Origin of the sequence: Cohnella hongkongensis (assembly GCF_042654645.1) — a bacterium.
Classification (GTDB): domain Bacteria; phylum Bacillota; class Bacilli; order Paenibacillales; family Paenibacillaceae; genus Cohnella; species Cohnella hongkongensis.
Genome location: NZ_JBHSEP010000006.1, coordinates 238609 through 253818, shown reverse-complemented (window position 1 = coordinate 253818; position 15210 = coordinate 238609). Strand labels below are relative to the sequence as shown.

15 protein-coding genes are annotated in these 15210 nt (G+C 49.0%); 9 read left to right on the top strand and 6 right to left on the bottom strand.

The window, feature by feature from the left end:
- A partial coding sequence (locus ACFO3S_RS11170; protein ID WP_378095403.1) for an S-layer homology domain-containing protein occupies nucleotides 1-2585 on the top strand: 2585 nt, incomplete at its 5' end.
- Between the two features lie 171 nt (nucleotides 2586-2756).
- Here ACFO3S_RS11170 and ACFO3S_RS11165 read toward each other — a convergent pair.
- Genes ACFO3S_RS11165 through ACFO3S_RS11155 form a run of 3 tightly spaced genes read right to left on the bottom strand, consistent with a single transcriptional unit; the run spans nucleotide 2757 to nucleotide 4330 of the window.
- Nucleotides 2757-3377 carry a DedA family protein gene (locus tag ACFO3S_RS11165; RefSeq protein WP_378095401.1) on the bottom strand — a complete coding sequence of 207 codons (621 nt, stop codon included), beginning with the start codon at nucleotides 3375-3377 and terminating at the stop codon, nucleotides 2757-2759.
- 4 nt (nucleotides 3378-3381) lie between these two features.
- Nucleotides 3382-4029: a hypothetical protein gene (locus ACFO3S_RS11160; RefSeq protein ID WP_378095399.1), complete on the bottom strand. Its 648-nt coding sequence runs from the start codon at nucleotides 4027-4029 to the stop codon at nucleotides 3382-3384.
- 10 nt (nucleotides 4030-4039) lie between these two features.
- Nucleotides 4040-4330, bottom strand: a complete 291-nt coding sequence (locus ACFO3S_RS11155; protein ID WP_378095433.1) for a PadR family transcriptional regulator — start codon at nucleotides 4328-4330, stop codon at nucleotides 4040-4042.
- A gap of 389 nt (nucleotides 4331-4719) precedes the next feature.
- On the opposite strand from ACFO3S_RS11155, the gene ACFO3S_RS11150 reads away from it, so the two are divergent.
- Nucleotides 4720-5016 (top strand): hypothetical protein, encoded by a 297-nt coding sequence (locus tag ACFO3S_RS11150; protein WP_378095431.1) that lies wholly within the window; start codon nucleotides 4720-4722, stop codon nucleotides 5014-5016.
- 241 nt (nucleotides 5017-5257) lie between these two features.
- Here the strand turns inward: ACFO3S_RS11150 and ACFO3S_RS11145 are convergent, their stop codons facing one another.
- The 3 genes from ACFO3S_RS11145 to ACFO3S_RS11135 form a co-directional block, all read right to left on the bottom strand.
- Nucleotides 5258-5995, bottom strand: coding sequence for an ABC transporter permease (locus tag ACFO3S_RS11145; protein ID WP_378095397.1), 738 nt, complete (start codon nucleotides 5993-5995; stop codon nucleotides 5258-5260).
- Entirely contained in the window at nucleotides 5982-6716 is a 735-nt protein-coding gene (locus tag ACFO3S_RS11140; protein WP_378095395.1) for an ABC transporter ATP-binding protein, read from the bottom strand. The genes ACFO3S_RS11145 and ACFO3S_RS11140 overlap by 14 nt, the downstream gene beginning before the upstream one ends.
- A gap of 65 nt (nucleotides 6717-6781) precedes the next feature.
- Nucleotides 6782-7537: a MerR family transcriptional regulator gene (locus tag ACFO3S_RS11135; RefSeq protein WP_378095393.1), complete on the bottom strand. Its 756-nt coding sequence runs from the start codon at nucleotides 7535-7537 to the stop codon at nucleotides 6782-6784.
- A 164-nt stretch (nucleotides 7538-7701) separates the two neighbouring features.
- Here ACFO3S_RS11135 and ACFO3S_RS11130 point away from each other — a divergent pair, with 164 nt between their 5' ends.
- The 7 genes from ACFO3S_RS11130 (at nucleotide 7702) to ACFO3S_RS11100 (ending at nucleotide 15064) form a co-directional block, all read left to right on the top strand.
- Complete coding sequence (locus ACFO3S_RS11130) at nucleotides 7702-8583, top strand: aminoglycoside 6-adenylyltransferase (protein ID WP_378095391.1); 882 nt, start codon at nucleotides 7702-7704, stop codon at nucleotides 8581-8583.
- A 192-nt stretch (nucleotides 8584-8775) separates the two neighbouring features.
- The gene (locus tag ACFO3S_RS11125) at nucleotides 8776-9315 is read left to right on the top strand and encodes a dihydrofolate reductase family protein (RefSeq protein WP_378095389.1); all 540 of its coding nucleotides are present in this window, start codon (nucleotides 8776-8778) and stop codon (nucleotides 9313-9315) included.
- 164 nt (nucleotides 9316-9479) lie between these two features.
- The gene (locus ACFO3S_RS11120; protein ID WP_378095387.1) at nucleotides 9480-10112 is read left to right on the top strand and encodes a PadR family transcriptional regulator; all 633 of its coding nucleotides are present in this window, start codon (nucleotides 9480-9482) and stop codon (nucleotides 10110-10112) included.
- 16 nt (nucleotides 10113-10128) lie between these two features.
- The gene (locus ACFO3S_RS11115; RefSeq protein WP_378095384.1) at nucleotides 10129-11772 is read left to right on the top strand and encodes an FAD-dependent monooxygenase; all 1644 of its coding nucleotides are present in this window, start codon (nucleotides 10129-10131) and stop codon (nucleotides 11770-11772) included.
- Between the two features lie 29 nt (nucleotides 11773-11801).
- Nucleotides 11802-12233 (top strand): SRPBCC family protein, encoded by a 432-nt coding sequence (locus tag ACFO3S_RS11110; protein ID WP_378095382.1) that lies wholly within the window; start codon nucleotides 11802-11804, stop codon nucleotides 12231-12233.
- A 75-nt stretch (nucleotides 12234-12308) separates the two neighbouring features.
- Entirely contained in the window at nucleotides 12309-14375 is a 2067-nt protein-coding gene (locus tag ACFO3S_RS11105; protein WP_378095380.1) for a multicopper oxidase family protein, read from the top strand.
- Nucleotides 14376-14419: 44 nt separating this feature from the next.
- A complete protein-coding gene (locus ACFO3S_RS11100) occupies nucleotides 14420-15064 on the top strand; it encodes a LysE family translocator (protein WP_378095378.1) in 645 nt (214 codons plus the stop codon).
- Nucleotides 15065-15210 lie beyond the last annotated feature (146 nt).

The window sequence follows — 15210 nt, the reverse complement described above, 5'->3', positions numbered from 1 at the left end:
GTCGCACGATTACCATCACTGTTCCTTATGGAACGGACGTCACATCGCTAACGCCGACGATTACGCACACAGGAGCAAACATCTCGCCGAACAGCGGCGCTGCGCAGAACTTCACCAATCCGGTGACGTATACGGTGACCGCGGAGGATGGCTCCACGCAGAATTACACCGTAACGGTAAATGTGGCCGCGAACCCGGCGAAGGCGATCACCGCGTTCAGCTTCGCAAGCCCGGCAGTGACGGGAACGGTGAACGAGGCGAATCATACAATCGCCATCTCCGTACCCTACGGAACGGACGTCACATCGCTAACGCCGACGATTACGCACACAGGAGCAAGCATCTCGCCGACAAGCGGCACGGCACAGAACTTCACCAATCCGGTGACCTATACGGTGACCGCGGCGGATGGCTCCACGCAAAATTACACCGTAACGGTAAATGTGGCCGCGAGCCCCGCGAAGGCAATCACCGCGTTCAGCTTCGCAAGCCCGGCAGTGACGGGAACGGTGAACGAGGCGAATCATACAATCGCCATCTCCGTACCCTACGGAACGGACGTCACATCGCTAACGCCAACGATTACGCACACAGGAGCAAGCATCTCGCCGAACAGCGGCACGGCACAGAACTTCACCAATCCGGTGACATATACGGTGACCGCAGCGGATGGCTCCACGCAAAATTACGTGGTGACCGTTAATATCGCTCCTGCAAGCGCGCAACAATTGACTGCGGATAGAGCAGACCGTCAAGTCAACCTAAATTGGGCTACAGTGACGGGCGCAACCTATTACAATGTGTACGTATCGACCGTTCAAGGTCTGTTTACCGAACCGGCTGCTGTTACAGTTACGGACGCGACATACAACATGACCGGTCTAATGAACGGAATGACCTATTACTTTATCGTAAAAGCAGGCAATGCAGGAGGCTTGAGCGAGGCGTCGAATGAAGCCAGCGCCACACCAGGTACTTTTCCTGACGCACCTACAAATGTAATAGCCGTTGCTGGGGAGGGGCAGGCAACCGTTTCCTTTTCACCCCCGGCCAATGACGGTGGTTATGCCATCACCAGCTATGAAGTAACGGTGTCATCGGGAGGAATTGTGCGAAGCGGAGCCTCAGGCCCAATCACGGTGACCGGCCTGACCCCTGGCATAAGTTATACCTTTACCGTTAAAGCGATCAATGATGTCGGAGAAAGCATGGCTTCTGCTGCATCCAATGCAGTCATCCCAAGTTCTTCGCCCGGCGGCGGCAACAACAACAATAACAGCAGCAACAGCAGCAACAGCAGCAGTCATAATAGCGATAACAACGAGATTGCAGTTCAACTCGCGGACGTCCTTCTTAACCATCAAGTGGTCGAAGCGGGAGCGAAAACAACAGTGGATTACGGCAACAAGATGCTGACGATCGTTGGCGATCGGACCAAAATTGAGAGTATACTCGCTAAGGAAGAACAAGGCGCGATCATCACCTATCGGGCAAACTCAAGCTTTGATAGGGTTGTGGCCGAGATGGACTTCCAATTGGTCAAAAGCATGGCAGCAAAGCAAGCCGTCGTTACCCTCAAAACCGACAAAGCCAAGTATGTGCTGCCTGTGCAGCAAATCAACCTTGAAGCTCTAGTCAGCCAGTTTGGCGATTCGGTTGCCTTGAAGGACATCAAGCTAAAATTAGAGATTCATACACGGGAAGCACAGGACACGGCTCATACGATTAAAGATGCCGTATCCAAAGGCATGTTCACCCTCCTCGCGCCGCCGATTGAATTTATCGTTCAGGCGACCAACGGAGAGGTAACAGTCGAAGTTTCGAGGTTCAACACCTTCCAAGAGCATTGGATTGCGATTCCGGGCAATGTGAACCCGGATTCGGTGACAACAGCCGTGGTCGTTGAACCGGATGCTATATTCCGTAATGTACCGTTACAAGTCATTGTGAATGAGAACCAACATTATGCGAAAGTCAGCAGCCTGACCAACGGTACGTTCGCCATTGTATCTCATTCTGCAGAATTCAATGATGTGAAGAATCATTGGTCCGAACAGGCCATACGCGACATGAGCGCCCGGATGATCGTCATGGGTACGGGAGACCATTCGTATGAGCCGGATCGACAAGTTACCCGCGCGGAGTTTGCCGCTATCCTCGTTCGTGGATTAGGACTGCCCTTGGAAAATGGGACCGCTCCATTCTCGGATATTTCCCAGGCGGCCTGGTACAACAATGTCGTGCATACAGCGTATACCTATCGCTTGCTTACCGGCTTTGAAGACGGGACGTTTCATCCGAAGGATACGATTACTCGCGAACAAGCGATGGTCATGTTATCCAGAGCAATGACGCTCACCGGACTTCATGCTAAGCTGCCAGGCGAATCGGCAGAGGAAGCACTTCTTCCGTATACGGATGCGGCTACTGCCTCCCGCTGGGCGCTGGGCGGTATTGCAGATAGTATTCAGGCTGGAGTCGTAAAGGGGAAAAGCGCCTCAAAGCTTGCGCCACAGGACTTCGTGACGAGAGCCGAGGCTGCAACCATTGTGCAACGCCTGCTTCAGCTTTCCGATCTCATCTGATATTCGCTAACATAAGGTTATCCTGCACGTGCTGATCAGCGTGCAGGGAACCTTATTTCTCTATAGCAAGCTCTGGTGAAAGACCAGTCGCGGGAAGGCTGAGTAGCTTGGATCCTGCGCACGGCGAAATCCAGCGTAGAAGCGCATCAGTATCGACGAAAGTACCTATCGTCACGATTTTCTGATTTTTCTCTTGTAAATACCAATGTACCAATAAAGAAACGCAATGAATAACACGACTAATCCGACATAGGCGATGTTGGAATACACATCCATAAACTTAACAATCGATGTCCAAGAGTCTCCAACATAAGCACCGATAATGATTAAGACAGCATTCCAAATTAAGGAGCCGAGTGTAGTTAGCCACAAAAAAAGTATGAAATTCATGCGGGCCATGCCCGCAGGCCATGAGATTAGGCTTCGAATTAGAGGAATAAATCGGCAATAGAAAACAGTCCATTTTTCGTTTTTTCTAAACCATGCGTGAGCCCGTTGTATATCCTCTGGTGAGGTTCTTAAGTACCTATGCCATTTGGAAACAAACTTTTCAATTCTATCTGCGTTAAAGATTCTACCCGCCATATACAGAATGATCGCACCGACTACTGAACCCAGTGTTGCCGATGTAATGACACCAATGATGGATAAATCTGAACGAGTCGTGACAAACCCGCCAAAGGTTAATATCACTTCTGACGGAATGGGCGGAAAAAGGTTTTCAATCATGATTAAAAAGAAAATTCCAACGTATCCGTAGTCGTTTATGATTTCCAATATCATTTCTTCCATCACACTACTCCTCATCTCCATACAATTTCTTTCTAAAAATAGCATCTAGAAATTTATACAAGATGAACATTCCGATAAAACCAAGCGTGTAAATGATCAACATGCTAATAATGCTGACCATTGTGGTTGACCAACCGACGTAGCTGCTAATGACCGAAAGCAACAGGAACAGCGCAGCAAAAACGGCTGCATAACCAAGCAAGTAGGTATGCTTCATAAAGGTAAACAAGTTCTTATCTTTCATTAATTGATGGATTTCTTTTATGTTAAATTCATTCATTGCGCGGGTCCGTGCATCTTTCTCGGACAGTTGATGCTGTATTGCCAAGTCGGCAGCATAGTCTGCCAGATATGCTATTAACTCTTGCGCCTCTTCAAGGGGAAGTTTCATCTTGTCCACATACTCTTCAATATCTCCATGCCGGATTGCAGAGGTCACGTTATATTGGATATGAGATATATAGTTCATAATGCCCCATACGGTGGCAAGGCCAAAGGAAGTCCAGTAGCCCGCTTGGACAATGACCAGATTATCGTTCGCCGATGATCGGTCAATATAGACTATTACTGCAAACAACAGCATTGAAGCGGCGATTAACGTTTTATAGTTCAGTTGTTGTAAGTTAAACATGGTATCTTGGTGTGCTTTCATAAGTACCTCCTTAAATAAACCGATCAATCAAATTTCTTATTTCGGTCCATTCATTTATTAATATTTCGAATTGGTCCTTCCCCTCTTTAGTTAGCGAGTAGTACTTTCTTCGGCCTCCATTACTTTCTGTACCCCAGTATGAACGTAGAATGCTTTTGCTTTCCAAGCGCTTCAGAGACAAGTAAAGTGTGGGTTCCGGAATATCGAACTGATTTCGGGACTTTAGTTTAATCGACCGTGAAATTTCGTAGCCATAGTTATCCGCCTTATTTAAAACGGATAATATCAACAAGTCAACCATTCCTTTCATCATTTCAGTATTCAACTGCGTTAACACCTCGCCATTATTACTTTTCATAACAAAGTAATTAATCAAAAAAAAGGAATGCTATTCACTTGGTAAATACAATAACACATATTACTTTTCATTACAATGTACTTTGCATAAACGTAATCCCTTGTGTGAGCGGCAATAGATCGGCCGCTTCCTGAGTGGTAACGGAGCATGGAGACGATCAGCGTATATTTGGATAATATGTTTGCCGGTCTGGGGAGGAACCCGGCAAGGTTAAGGATTTCGAGCATGGACAAGACATACTCATATAAAAAGCTTGTAAAATAAATATCTTCGTGCAGAATTAAAGAGTGATACTACATTCAAGGAGTGGGGATTTGAGAAAGCAAAAGCCAATGTCGTTCGATGAACTGTTGAAGGATTTGCAAGGCCAGAAGACGATTCAGGAAGATCCGGACCATATCTCGTTGGGCAAGCTGTTTAATGAAGCGTTTGTAAGCAGGCATTCCAACTCTGCAAGCTTTGACGAGCTTCTGGAGAAAGGCAATTTCCAAGCTAAGACTTGGGAGGATATAGACAATATTCTCGAGGAGTTGTTGGATCGCCATATCGCCAGGGAGACGGATTTTGCGAATTGGAAGTCCATGCTGGACACGGCGACCAAGGAATACAACGATAAAGCTGGAAAATAAGCTTAGGCTTGCTGCAACAAGCACACATAGACCTTATTCCGCCGCCAAGCGGCCGGAATAAGGTTTTTGGCGTTAAGTCGCTTAGTTCGCCCGCAACAACCCCGGGAAAGCCTCTCCCGTGATCAGATCGCCGTCGCGGCCGCGAGGTTGTATTCGGACCGCTGCCGCGGAAGCTCTAGGAGTAGAGCCTGCTACTTGCCGATAGCGTGTTGAAAGCAGCGCATCGGCTCATGCCCCCGCCTTATTCCCATTTGAAGAAGCGAAGAGACAGACTCATACATAGCACTGCGATTACAGTCATCACAACCACGGGCAGGATGACCATTGGCATGCCAAGCGAGGCGGCTTTCAACATCTTGATCCCTTGTGTGAGCGGCAACAGATCGGCCGCTTTCTGAAGCGCAGCAGGCAGGATCTCATAAGGCAAGGTAGCCCCGGAGAAAATAAGCATGGGAAAATAGAGCAGGCTGGCTATAGCGCTTGCTGTTTTCATGCTGGGCGCCAGTCCGCCCACCAGCAGTCCGATGCTGAACATGGACAGCATGACGAGGGAGTAGGCGCCTGCAAATGACAGCCATGAACCATGAAATTGATGACCAAAGAAAAGGGCTGCAGTCAGGTAGACCAGGATTACTGAAGCTATGGAATAGATCGCATAAATAACAACCTGTACGGCCAGGATGAGGGCGGGAGGGGTCGGCGTTACCTTGAAGCGTTTGAGAATTCTCCTGCTGCGGTAGTCGGATATCACCAAAGGAAGGCCCATCACGCCCCCGGCACATATGGCAATAGTCGCCAGCGCTCCAAAGGATTGCTCCAGGAAGGTATAAGCTGCGCCATCGAAAGCCGGCTTATCCTCGAAAATCGCCCCTACAATGATCACTGCGACGACAGGCATGCAGATGGCAAAGATGAACATGTCCATCCCGCGCAGCGACAGCTTGCCCTCGGTTTTGAGCAGCGTTCTAAATGCTTTCATTTTCGGTTCCCTCCTCGTCTGTATACCAAAGATAGGCATCCTCCAACGTTTGATACGGGCTGGCTGCAATCGCTTCTTGCACGGTGCCGTAGAAAACGTTTTCCCCCTTTTTCAGAATCATGATATGGTCGCAGAGCGTCTCCACCTCGTCCATAAAGTGAGAGGTCAACAGAATGGTTAACCCTCTTGCTTTTAAGTCGGAGAGACTTTTCCAGACATCGCGCCTTGCTCTCGCATCAAGCCCGGTCGTCAACTCGTCCAAAAATACGACCTCGGGATTTGGAACTAACGCAAGAACGATGAACAGACGCTGCTTCTGTCCTCCCGAAAGCTCGCTGACTTGGCTTTTCAGCTTGTCGGACAGTCCGAACTGCTGCAGCAAGCTCGTATAATCCGCGGGGGTCTGGTATAGAGAGGCCGTAACCTCGCAAAGCTCAGACACTCTTATTTTGTCCTGGTAATGGGCTTCTTGAAATTGAACGCCGACCTTCTCAAACAGTTTTTTTCGTTCCTTTTGCGGGTCCATCCCCAATATCGTCACCGTGCCGCTGTCCTGTTGTTTGGTGCCCAGCATAAATTCCATGGCGGTACTCTTGCCTGCGCCGTTCGCGCCCAGCAAGCCGAACACTTCACCGCGACAAATGGCCAGATTGAGTCGATCAACCGCTTGGACGTTGGCGTATGACTTGCTCAAGTTTTCTACCTTGATTGTGGTTTCCACGTGATCCAATCCCTCCTGAATTCGTTTTGGCCTCAATAAAAATAACACCAGCGCAAAGTCTGGTGTTAAAGTGGAGGGTTAAATTGCTTTTTCATTGCTTCAAGTTGAGTGAGCATGATGCGAGCGTTGGACTCGGCGACTTTCAGGGAGGTGAGCAGTTTATCGCATACAGAGATTACGACAGCATTTTCTTCGGGCGTATCAATGGTTTCTCGTATAATCGCTTTGGGGTCACGGGATAACGCAATCAGCATTCGCAAAATGGCTGCCAGGGAATAATTGGCACAGCGTAAAGCACGTATCATTTTCAGCCGTTCTATATCCTTATCCGAATAAACACGATAACCATTTTGCTTTCGTTTCACGGTCAATAAACCATTCATTTCCCAATTTCTTAACGTATCGATTGAAATTTGCAGAAGGTCGGCCGTTTCCTTTCGTGTTAAGCGAGCGTTGCTGCATTCTTGGTTTTCGCCAGACCATAACTTTTCTGCAATCGCGATCGCTTCTTCGGCGTTTTTTTGTTCGGTTTTTATTTGTTGGCCATAACGCTCCGTCAGATGAATCGCTGTATCAAAATTGCCGGCAGCTGCGGCCTGGATAATGGCAGCGGCCTGCTTTCGCAGACCGTTTTGAAGAACCTCGACTTCCAGAGCCGTTCTGACCAATTGAAGCTGTTCCACATGGAAATCTGTAAAAACGCGGTAACCGTTCGCTTTCCGCTCCGGACTGGGTATAAGGCCAAGTTTCTCATAAAGCCGCACAGTGTTCGGATGGATGCCAAAACGGTGCGCGATTTCTGCTGTTCGATACGTATTCATGAATTCGATCCCCCTCCCTGTACGATATCATGTTTTCATAAGTCTGGTGTTAAAATGGAGGGTTTTTGATTATTGCGAATGAGAACAATGGCAATAGGAATAACCTTATATCCCAGTTGTGCTATGCTGTGTTTAGTATGGTTTGAGATTTGGAGGGGACTTATATGAGAACCGAAAAAGAAATGTTTGATTTAATACTAGGGGTTGCTCAGAAGGATGAACGAATCCGAGCGGTTTATATGAACGGTTCGCGTACCAATCCGAATGCTCCTAAGGATATTTTTCAGGATTATGATGTTGTTTATGTAGTAACCGAAACTTCCTCTTTTATAAACGATGAAACATGGATGAATGTATTTGGTGATTTGATTATGATGCAAGAGCCTGATAAAAATGACCACTCTATGGGTATTGATATGGATTTTACTCGGTCTTACGGATATTTAATGCTATTTACAGATGGAAATCGTATAGACCTTCACATAGAAACTAAAGAATCTATGCTTGAAGGATATGTTAGTGATAAATTGACAGTTCCTTTATTAGATAAGGACAACTGTCTGCCAATCATTCCTGCCGCCACAGATATTGACTATCATGTAAAAAAGCCTACGGAGCCGTTATATTCGGGCTCTTGTAATGATTTTTGGTGGTGCCTGCAAAACGTAGCCAAAGGAATATGGCGCGATGAATTACCGTATGCGAAACAAATGTTTGAACACGTCATCAGACCTCGTTTGGATGAGATGATTTCATGGTGGGTTGGTACCCAAAATGGCTTTCAAGTTTCGATAGGAAAAATGGGAAAATACATGAACAAGTATCTTCCCGAATCCTATTGGGAAATGTATAAGGAAACTTTTTCGGATAGCAATTATGAAAATATGTGGAACTCGATATTCACTTCGTGTGAATTGTTTAGGGCTCTAGCCAAGGATGTCGCTGAGTATTTTCGATATTCTTACAATGCCAAAGATGATGCCAATATGACTAATTATCTAAAGCGTGTTAGGGAATTACCTACAGATGCAAACAGTATTTATTGAATGTCATTGAGCAAATGCCATTCCTAGCTTGACGGGCCTAACTCTGACCTTGCATCGTGTATAAAATTAGCAATTCATAAGAAACCGGGCATGCGGTTGCAATGATAAAATGTAGACGTGAAGGAGGCTGCATATGGAACGTGTAACCTTGATGATGAGTGTGAGTGAAAACTAGGGAGGAGTGTCAGTCGCATGGCCAAAATTGTTTTCTCATTGAACCAGTCTCTGGACGGGTTCGTCGACCACGAGGCCTTTCAGCCTGATCCCGTGCTATTCCGTCATTTCATCGACGACTTACGGGGCCTGACGGGTAGCTTGTACGGACGCCGCATGTACGAGACCATGCAGTATTGGGACGGAGACTCTTCTGGATGGGACGGGGCGGAACGGGAATACGCAGAGGCGTGGCAAAGCAAACCGAAGTGGGTCGTGTCGAGGACGTTAAAGGCCGTCGGTCCGAACGCTTCTCTGATCGAGGGTGACCTTGCTTCGGCCATACGTGATCTGAAGGCTCAGCATGAAGGGGAGATTGAAGTGGCCGGGCCGGAGCTTGCGCACAGTCTGACGGAGCTCGGCCTCGTTGATGAATATCGGCTCTATCTCCATCCAGTTGTGCTGGGTCACGGAAAGCCGTTCTTCGCCGGTTCGCGCCCGCCGTTGCGCCTCGTGTCAAGCGATCGAATTAGCGAACAAGTGATCAGGTTGATCTACGTTCCAGCTACCCTGATCTGAATAACCCCCGATATAAACGTGATCCCGCCGATCCCAAGGATGGCGTGAGCCGGTTATGCCTGAAAGCTGTCCTCAAGCATGGTAAACACGCTGAGGACAGCTTTTTTTTGTGAAATTTGAAGCGATTGTTTACAATTCATATTATTATTAGTAATATTATAACTATGAAAACGAAAATAAAAAAATCCCCAGTCGCTCTAGCCGTCCTTTGTTTCCTTATTGAGGAGCCGATGCATCCTTATCGGATGCAGCAATTAATTAAAGAAAGGGAGAAAGACGAGGTCATTAACGTTCGCCATCGAACGAGCATTTACCAAACGATCGAACGATTGCATCGAGACAAAGCCATTGTCATTCAAGGCAAAAAAAAGAATGAAGGGAGGCCGGATTTGACGGTTTATGAAGTCACGGATCTGGGTCGCCAGGCTGCTTATTCGTGGATCCGTGAGATGATCTCCACGCCAGCTCAGGAGTTTTTAGAGTTTCCGGCCGCTGTGTCTTTTTTGGCCCTCTTGACGCCTGAAGATGTAGCCCATCTTTTCAAAGAACGGGTTAATGCGCTCGAAAATTCGCTTGACCGGCTGAAGGATCAGTTCCGGAAAGGCGCTTCGCTGAGACTGCCGCGGTTATTTTTGCTGGAAAGCGAGTATCAACAAGCCGTGCTCGAGGCCGAAATCGGGTGGGTCCAAGCCGTTATTGCCGATATCGAGTCCGGAAGACTGGTATGGAGTATGGAAAAACTGCGCAAGCACGCGAAGTCAATCGACAACCGCTTGGATGGCTATGAAAACGAATAAGAAAGAGCGTGATTGGATGAGCACACCAACAACATACCATGCCTTTGATGAAACGGTACCCGTGCTGATTGTAGGAGGAAGTCTGGTGGGGCTGTCCCTTTCCCTGTTTCTGGCCAGGCAGGGGATTAAGCCGCTAGTCGTTGAGCGCCATTCGGGGACGGCCATCCATCCGCGCGTTTCGAGCCTGACCGCTCGCACGATGGAAATCTTTCGCTCGGCCGGAATCGAGGAGGACATTCGCCGCGAAGAACCTCCTTTTCCCCGGGAGTTCGGCATTATGTTCGTAGAGAGCTTGGCCGGACAGCTGTACGATAACCTGATGGAAGATATGAGCGCGTATTTTACGGATGCCAGCCCGGTTGAGGGGAACGGCATTGCCCAGGATTTGCTTGAGCCCGTGCTTCGGGCGCAGGTCGAGCAAGCCGGCGTTGATCTTCGCTATAACACGGAGCTAGTCGAGTTCGATGCCGAAGAGGAGGGCGTCACGGCCCTTATTCGTGATCGAATCAGCGGCGAAACGCGCCGCATTCGAGCCGAATATTTGGTTGGAGCGGATGGAAGCAAGAGTGGAATTCGCCAGCATTCAGGAATACGCCAGCATGGTGAAGGGACGCTATGCCATCTGATCAGCGTCGTTTTCGATGCGGACATCCATGATCTTTTTCATCGTCAAAATGCGCATATGTGCTTCTTCGCCAATGATGACGCGAGCGGAAGTCTTGTCCTGTACCCCGGAACTAAGAGGCGGCCTCATGTGTACCGGTTGGACATTGTCTATGATCCTGCAGAGGAAACCGCTGATGATTACCCGGAAGAGCGCTGTACAGCGCTGGTGAGGGCGGCCATCGGAATTCGCGACTTCCCTGTCGCGATCAGGAAGGTATTGACTTGGGAAATGGCCGGTCGTGTAGCCGACCGCTTCCAACAAGGCCGCATCTTTCTAGTGGGCGATTCCGCGCGGGTTCAACCTCCAAGCGGCGGCCTGGGCGGGAATACCGGCATCGCCGAGGCTCATAATCTCGCCTGGAAGCTGGCTTCCGTGTTAAGAGGTGAAGCCGGTTCGGCGTTGCTTGCGACCTATGATACGGAGCGGCGCCCTATAGCGGATTACACGGTAGAGCAGGTCATCAGGCTCTCCCAGCAGCGCGAGCGCGAAGGAGCGGAAGGGATCACGGTGAATACCCTTCATGTCAATATGGGCTATCGGTATCAGGAGGGCGCCTTCGTACCGGAGGAAGGAGCCGGGAAGCCCCTCCCGTTGGTACAGCCGCCCGAATTGTGGACGGGACAACCAGGGACACGCGCCGCGCATGTCCGTCTTGTGCGGAATGGTCAGCAGTTTTCCTCATTAGATCTATTCGGCTCTCGGTTCGTCCTGCTCACGGGCTCCGAGGGACAGAGCTGGCTTCAGGCCGCGCTTCATGCAAGCAAGACGCTTCAAATTTCAATGAAGATGTATAAGATTGGCGGACCTCATGACGACTTCAGCAGTTCCGGGAATGATTTCCTTAAAGCCTATGGCATAACGTCCACCGGGGCTGTCATCGTGCGGCCGGACGGGTATATTGGATGGCGTCAACCGGCGGCAGGGGAAAAGAACGACGATAGGGAACAAGTGCTGACCGGTGCGCTCTCGACCCTTCTTTACCGCAGAAAATAAATCGGCCCAAAAGGGAAAGGGGTATCATCATGCTTACATTTAAATATACCGAGGTTTACGACCATTCTGCGCCGGTCGTTTTTGCCCGATTGGTTGATCTGAAGGGGCGGTCTTCCTGGATGAAAGGAATTATTGAAAATCGAGTCATCTCCGATGGGCCCGTCCGGACAGGAACCCAGTATTTCGAAAGCGGAAAATATTCAGGCTTCAAAAGCGAGAAGACGATGATCGTGACCGAGTTGGTTCAGGATCAATTGTTGACTATGGAGACAGCTCCTGATGAAAAACAGTACTTTCGTGAAAGTTATCTGGTTGAACCGGCTTCCGAGCAATCGTGCCGCGTTCATTTCACAATCCAAGTCGATCATGTCCCAAAGGTAGCCGAGTTTTTCATGCGTCAATCGATGAAGAAAGAGCAGCCGAAAACAGCCGCTTGCTTGAAGGCAGCGCTTGGCGGCTAACTTTCCAAGAGGCGTAAACGAAGGACTCCGCTTGCCAGACAGGATGAAGATCAATTCAGGAAGTAGGTAGCAGCCGTGTTCGAGTCGCTAATGGCTATTGAGTTTTTGCTATTGCTGTTATTAGCAGGAGTTTGGGGAATCGTCGGATATGTTGTAAATCATTTGAAATATTTGAAAGACCGTGGAACAAGGCTCCGACGCTGGCTCCAAGCGGCCAAAATCGGCGTTTGCATCGGGATTGTCCTGATCCTGCTGTGGGCAATCGATATTTTTTTCATTTGGACGAATTTTGGTTGGTTGTTTATAATGGATCGGATTTTAGTTATTTTTCCTTTGCTCGCCTTGCCTACGCTCGCCGTGATGACCTTGGCATTGCCGAATCTGTCGGGAGAAGTCAAGGAGAGGCGCGCTTTATTATCGTTAATGGTCACGGTTCATGTCATGTTCGTCGGAACTGTACTTGCCTTTTTTCTGGTGACGGTAGACATTCCGGCGATTCCGAATATTGAAGATGTCTTGATGTATGGCGGAGTCTTGATCATTTCTGCCGTTCTGCTCTGGTTTCATCACGGCCGGAGGTTACGGCTTCTGGAATCCCGTATTCCTCGGTTAACGACAAGAATCGCAAGAGGCGCTATGTACTCGATTATCGTGCTCGGAACAGCGTTGACAGGACTTGTCATAGCCCAAAAAATGAGCAAATTTCCTGGCGCGATGGCGATGGTCCATCACCATACCGTCGACTTTGGCGGAGGCGATCCCATCTCAGTTGCAGATATGCACCACCACCATAACGGGCATGATCGCAGCGCAGCCGACAAATCGATTAGCGTTATGGACTTGAGGGGACCTCAATTCGGAGCTCCTGATCAGTCTTATGTCCTCTACGCCGAGACGAAGACCATTCAACTTGCTTCGGGCGAAACAATCGAGGCATGGACGTTTAACGGGCAGGTACCGGGACCGGAGCTTGTTGCTGATGAGGGGGACCTGGTGGAAGTGCAATTGGTGAACAAGAACATTACGGATGGCGTTACGCTTCATTGGCACGGAATAGATGTCCCCAATGGCGAGGATGGCGTTGCCGGAATGACGCAGGATGCGGTGATGCCCGGCGAATCGTACACCTACCGTTTTGTCGTGGAAGAGACAGGGACACATTGGTATCACTCCCATCAGCAATCTTCCATCCAGGTGCAAAAAGGGTTGTTCGGCCCCTTTATCATACGCTCATCTAGTCCCCCTGAACCACAAAAAATGGATACGACGATTGTGGCGCATGATTGGATCACGGCGGACGGCCGAAATATTCCGGCCCTTGATACGTCAGATACCTTTCGGAGGGAAACGGTTCATCCGGAAACCTTAGTACGCTTGCGCCTGGTGAATGCGGGAAATTTGACTCGTACATTTTCTTTGAACGGCGCGTCTTTTAAGGTAGTGGCTATCGACGGGTACGACTTGAACGAGCCGGAGAGTTTGACGGATCACTTCTTGCAGATCGGAGGAGGGGGGCGGTACGATATCGAATTCACCATGCCGGGCACTCCTGTTACGCTGGCCATGCTTACAGATGGTGGACCGATAGGCAGAGTATTCAGCAAGGATGGAACTGGCGAACCCGAGGTAACAGAAGAGGGTCAGATTTTGGACATCACCAGATACGGGGAGCCAACAGAAGCTCTTTTCGATGCCTCTACAGTATTCGATAGAACTTTCACTCTGATTCTGGATCAGACTTACTTCGGTGTTTATAATGGGGAGGCAGGGCAGCAGTGGATCATGAATGGGAAGACTTTCCCCGACACTCCCACGCTCATGGTCAGGGAAGGGGACCTCGTAAAGACCCTATTCGTAAACCGGAGCTTTGCCGACCACCCGATGCATCTTCACGGTCATCACGTCCAAGTGATCCGTAAAAACGGTCAGCCGATAAGCGGAAGCCCGCTTGTCCTGGACACGGTCAATATTGGGCCGGGAGAGACAATTGAAGTTGCTTTCTTGGCGAATAATCCAGGATTATGGATGGATCACTGTCACAATTTAGATCATGCGCAAAAGGGAATGACCATGCACGTGGCTTATGAGAATGTTTACACCCCTTTTGAAATAGGGAGCGAAACCGGCAATCATCCGGAATAACCGTCGAGCGTCATGGTCGTATATTTCGAAGGGCGGAACGAGAAATGATGGAACTCGAGTTTTCAACTTTAATATCGTATGTGATCGTCGTCTTGGGTCTATTTTTGCTGCCTGGTCCGGCCGTTATGCTCACGATTACCCGTACCGTCCAAAGCGGACGCAAAGGAGGTATAATGGCGGGGCTTGGCATTGCAACGGGAGATTTTGTTCACACCTTGTTTGCCGCTGTAGGGCTTTCGGCCATACTCATGAGCTCCGCTTTCGCTTTCAATATTGTTAAATATGCGGGAGCGGCGTATCTGCTATATCTCGGGGTTCGCGAAATCATTCGCAAGCCTGCAGGGTGGCAGCTTCCAAAGGTTGAATCGGCTGGTGTCGTTAAGTCATACCTTTCGGCAACGATCGCAGAGGTTCTGAATCCGAAGACTGCCCTGTTTTTTCTGGCTTTCTTGCCCCAATTTTTGAATCCCGAGCGCGGTGAAACCGTAGTTCAGCTGTTAATATTGGGCTTCATCTTTGTGCTGTTGAGTGTTTTGTATACAACGGCAATTGCGTTCAGTCTCTCTGCTTTTGGTAAAGTGGTCAGGAGGACGGCCTGGATAGGCCGCCTTAACCGCCTGAGCGGCAAATTCGCCGGAATGATCTATATCGGACTCGGTATAAAGGTGGCATTCCAAAGGCAGCAATGACGAATTGTTACGGATTCTTCATCCTTCAGGACAACAGCTCTATTCAATAACTCGTTATTAACCGAATCATAGTCACCGCCCCTGCGCGTAAGCCCATAATTTTTTCATGGCTTTCTATTCGTGCGGTAAGGAAAAGAATGGGGCAG

What these genes read in the sequence shown, in the direction of transcription:
- ACFO3S_RS11160 (WP_378095399.1), bottom strand. Translation starts at nt 4,029, where the DNA reads ATGAAAGCACACCAAGATACCATGTTTAACTTACAACAACTGAACTAT.
- ACFO3S_RS11100 (WP_378095378.1), top strand. Translation starts at nt 14,420, where the DNA reads ATGATGGAACTCGAGTTTTCAACTTTAATATCGTATGTGATCGTCGTC.
- ACFO3S_RS11115 (WP_378095384.1), top strand. Translation starts at nt 10,129, where the DNA reads ATGAGCACACCAACAACATACCATGCCTTTGATGAAACGGTACCCGTG.
- ACFO3S_RS11110 (WP_378095382.1), top strand. Translation starts at nt 11,802, where the DNA reads ATGCTTACATTTAAATATACCGAGGTTTACGACCATTCTGCGCCGGTC.
- ACFO3S_RS11125 (WP_378095389.1), top strand. Translation starts at nt 8,776, where the DNA reads ATGGCCAAAATTGTTTTCTCATTGAACCAGTCTCTGGACGGGTTCGTC.
- ACFO3S_RS11165 (WP_378095401.1), bottom strand. Translation starts at nt 3,377, where the DNA reads ATGGAAGAAATGATATTGGAAATCATAAACGACTACGGATACGTTGGA.
- ACFO3S_RS11145 (WP_378095397.1), bottom strand. Translation starts at nt 5,995, where the DNA reads ATGAAAGCATTTAGAACGCTGCTCAAAACCGAGGGCAAGCTGTCGCTG.
- ACFO3S_RS11130 (WP_378095391.1), top strand. Translation starts at nt 7,702, where the DNA reads ATGAGAACCGAAAAAGAAATGTTTGATTTAATACTAGGGGTTGCTCAG.
- ACFO3S_RS11135 (WP_378095393.1), bottom strand. Translation starts at nt 7,537, where the DNA reads ATGAATACGTATCGAACAGCAGAAATCGCGCACCGTTTTGGCATCCAT.
- ACFO3S_RS11155 (WP_378095433.1), bottom strand. Translation starts at nt 4,330, where the DNA reads ATGGTTGACTTGTTGATATTATCCGTTTTAAATAAGGCGGATAACTAT.
- ACFO3S_RS11120 (WP_378095387.1), top strand. Translation starts at nt 9,480, where the DNA reads ATGAAAACGAAAATAAAAAAATCCCCAGTCGCTCTAGCCGTCCTTTGT.
- ACFO3S_RS11150 (WP_378095431.1), top strand. Translation starts at nt 4,720, where the DNA reads ATGTCGTTCGATGAACTGTTGAAGGATTTGCAAGGCCAGAAGACGATT.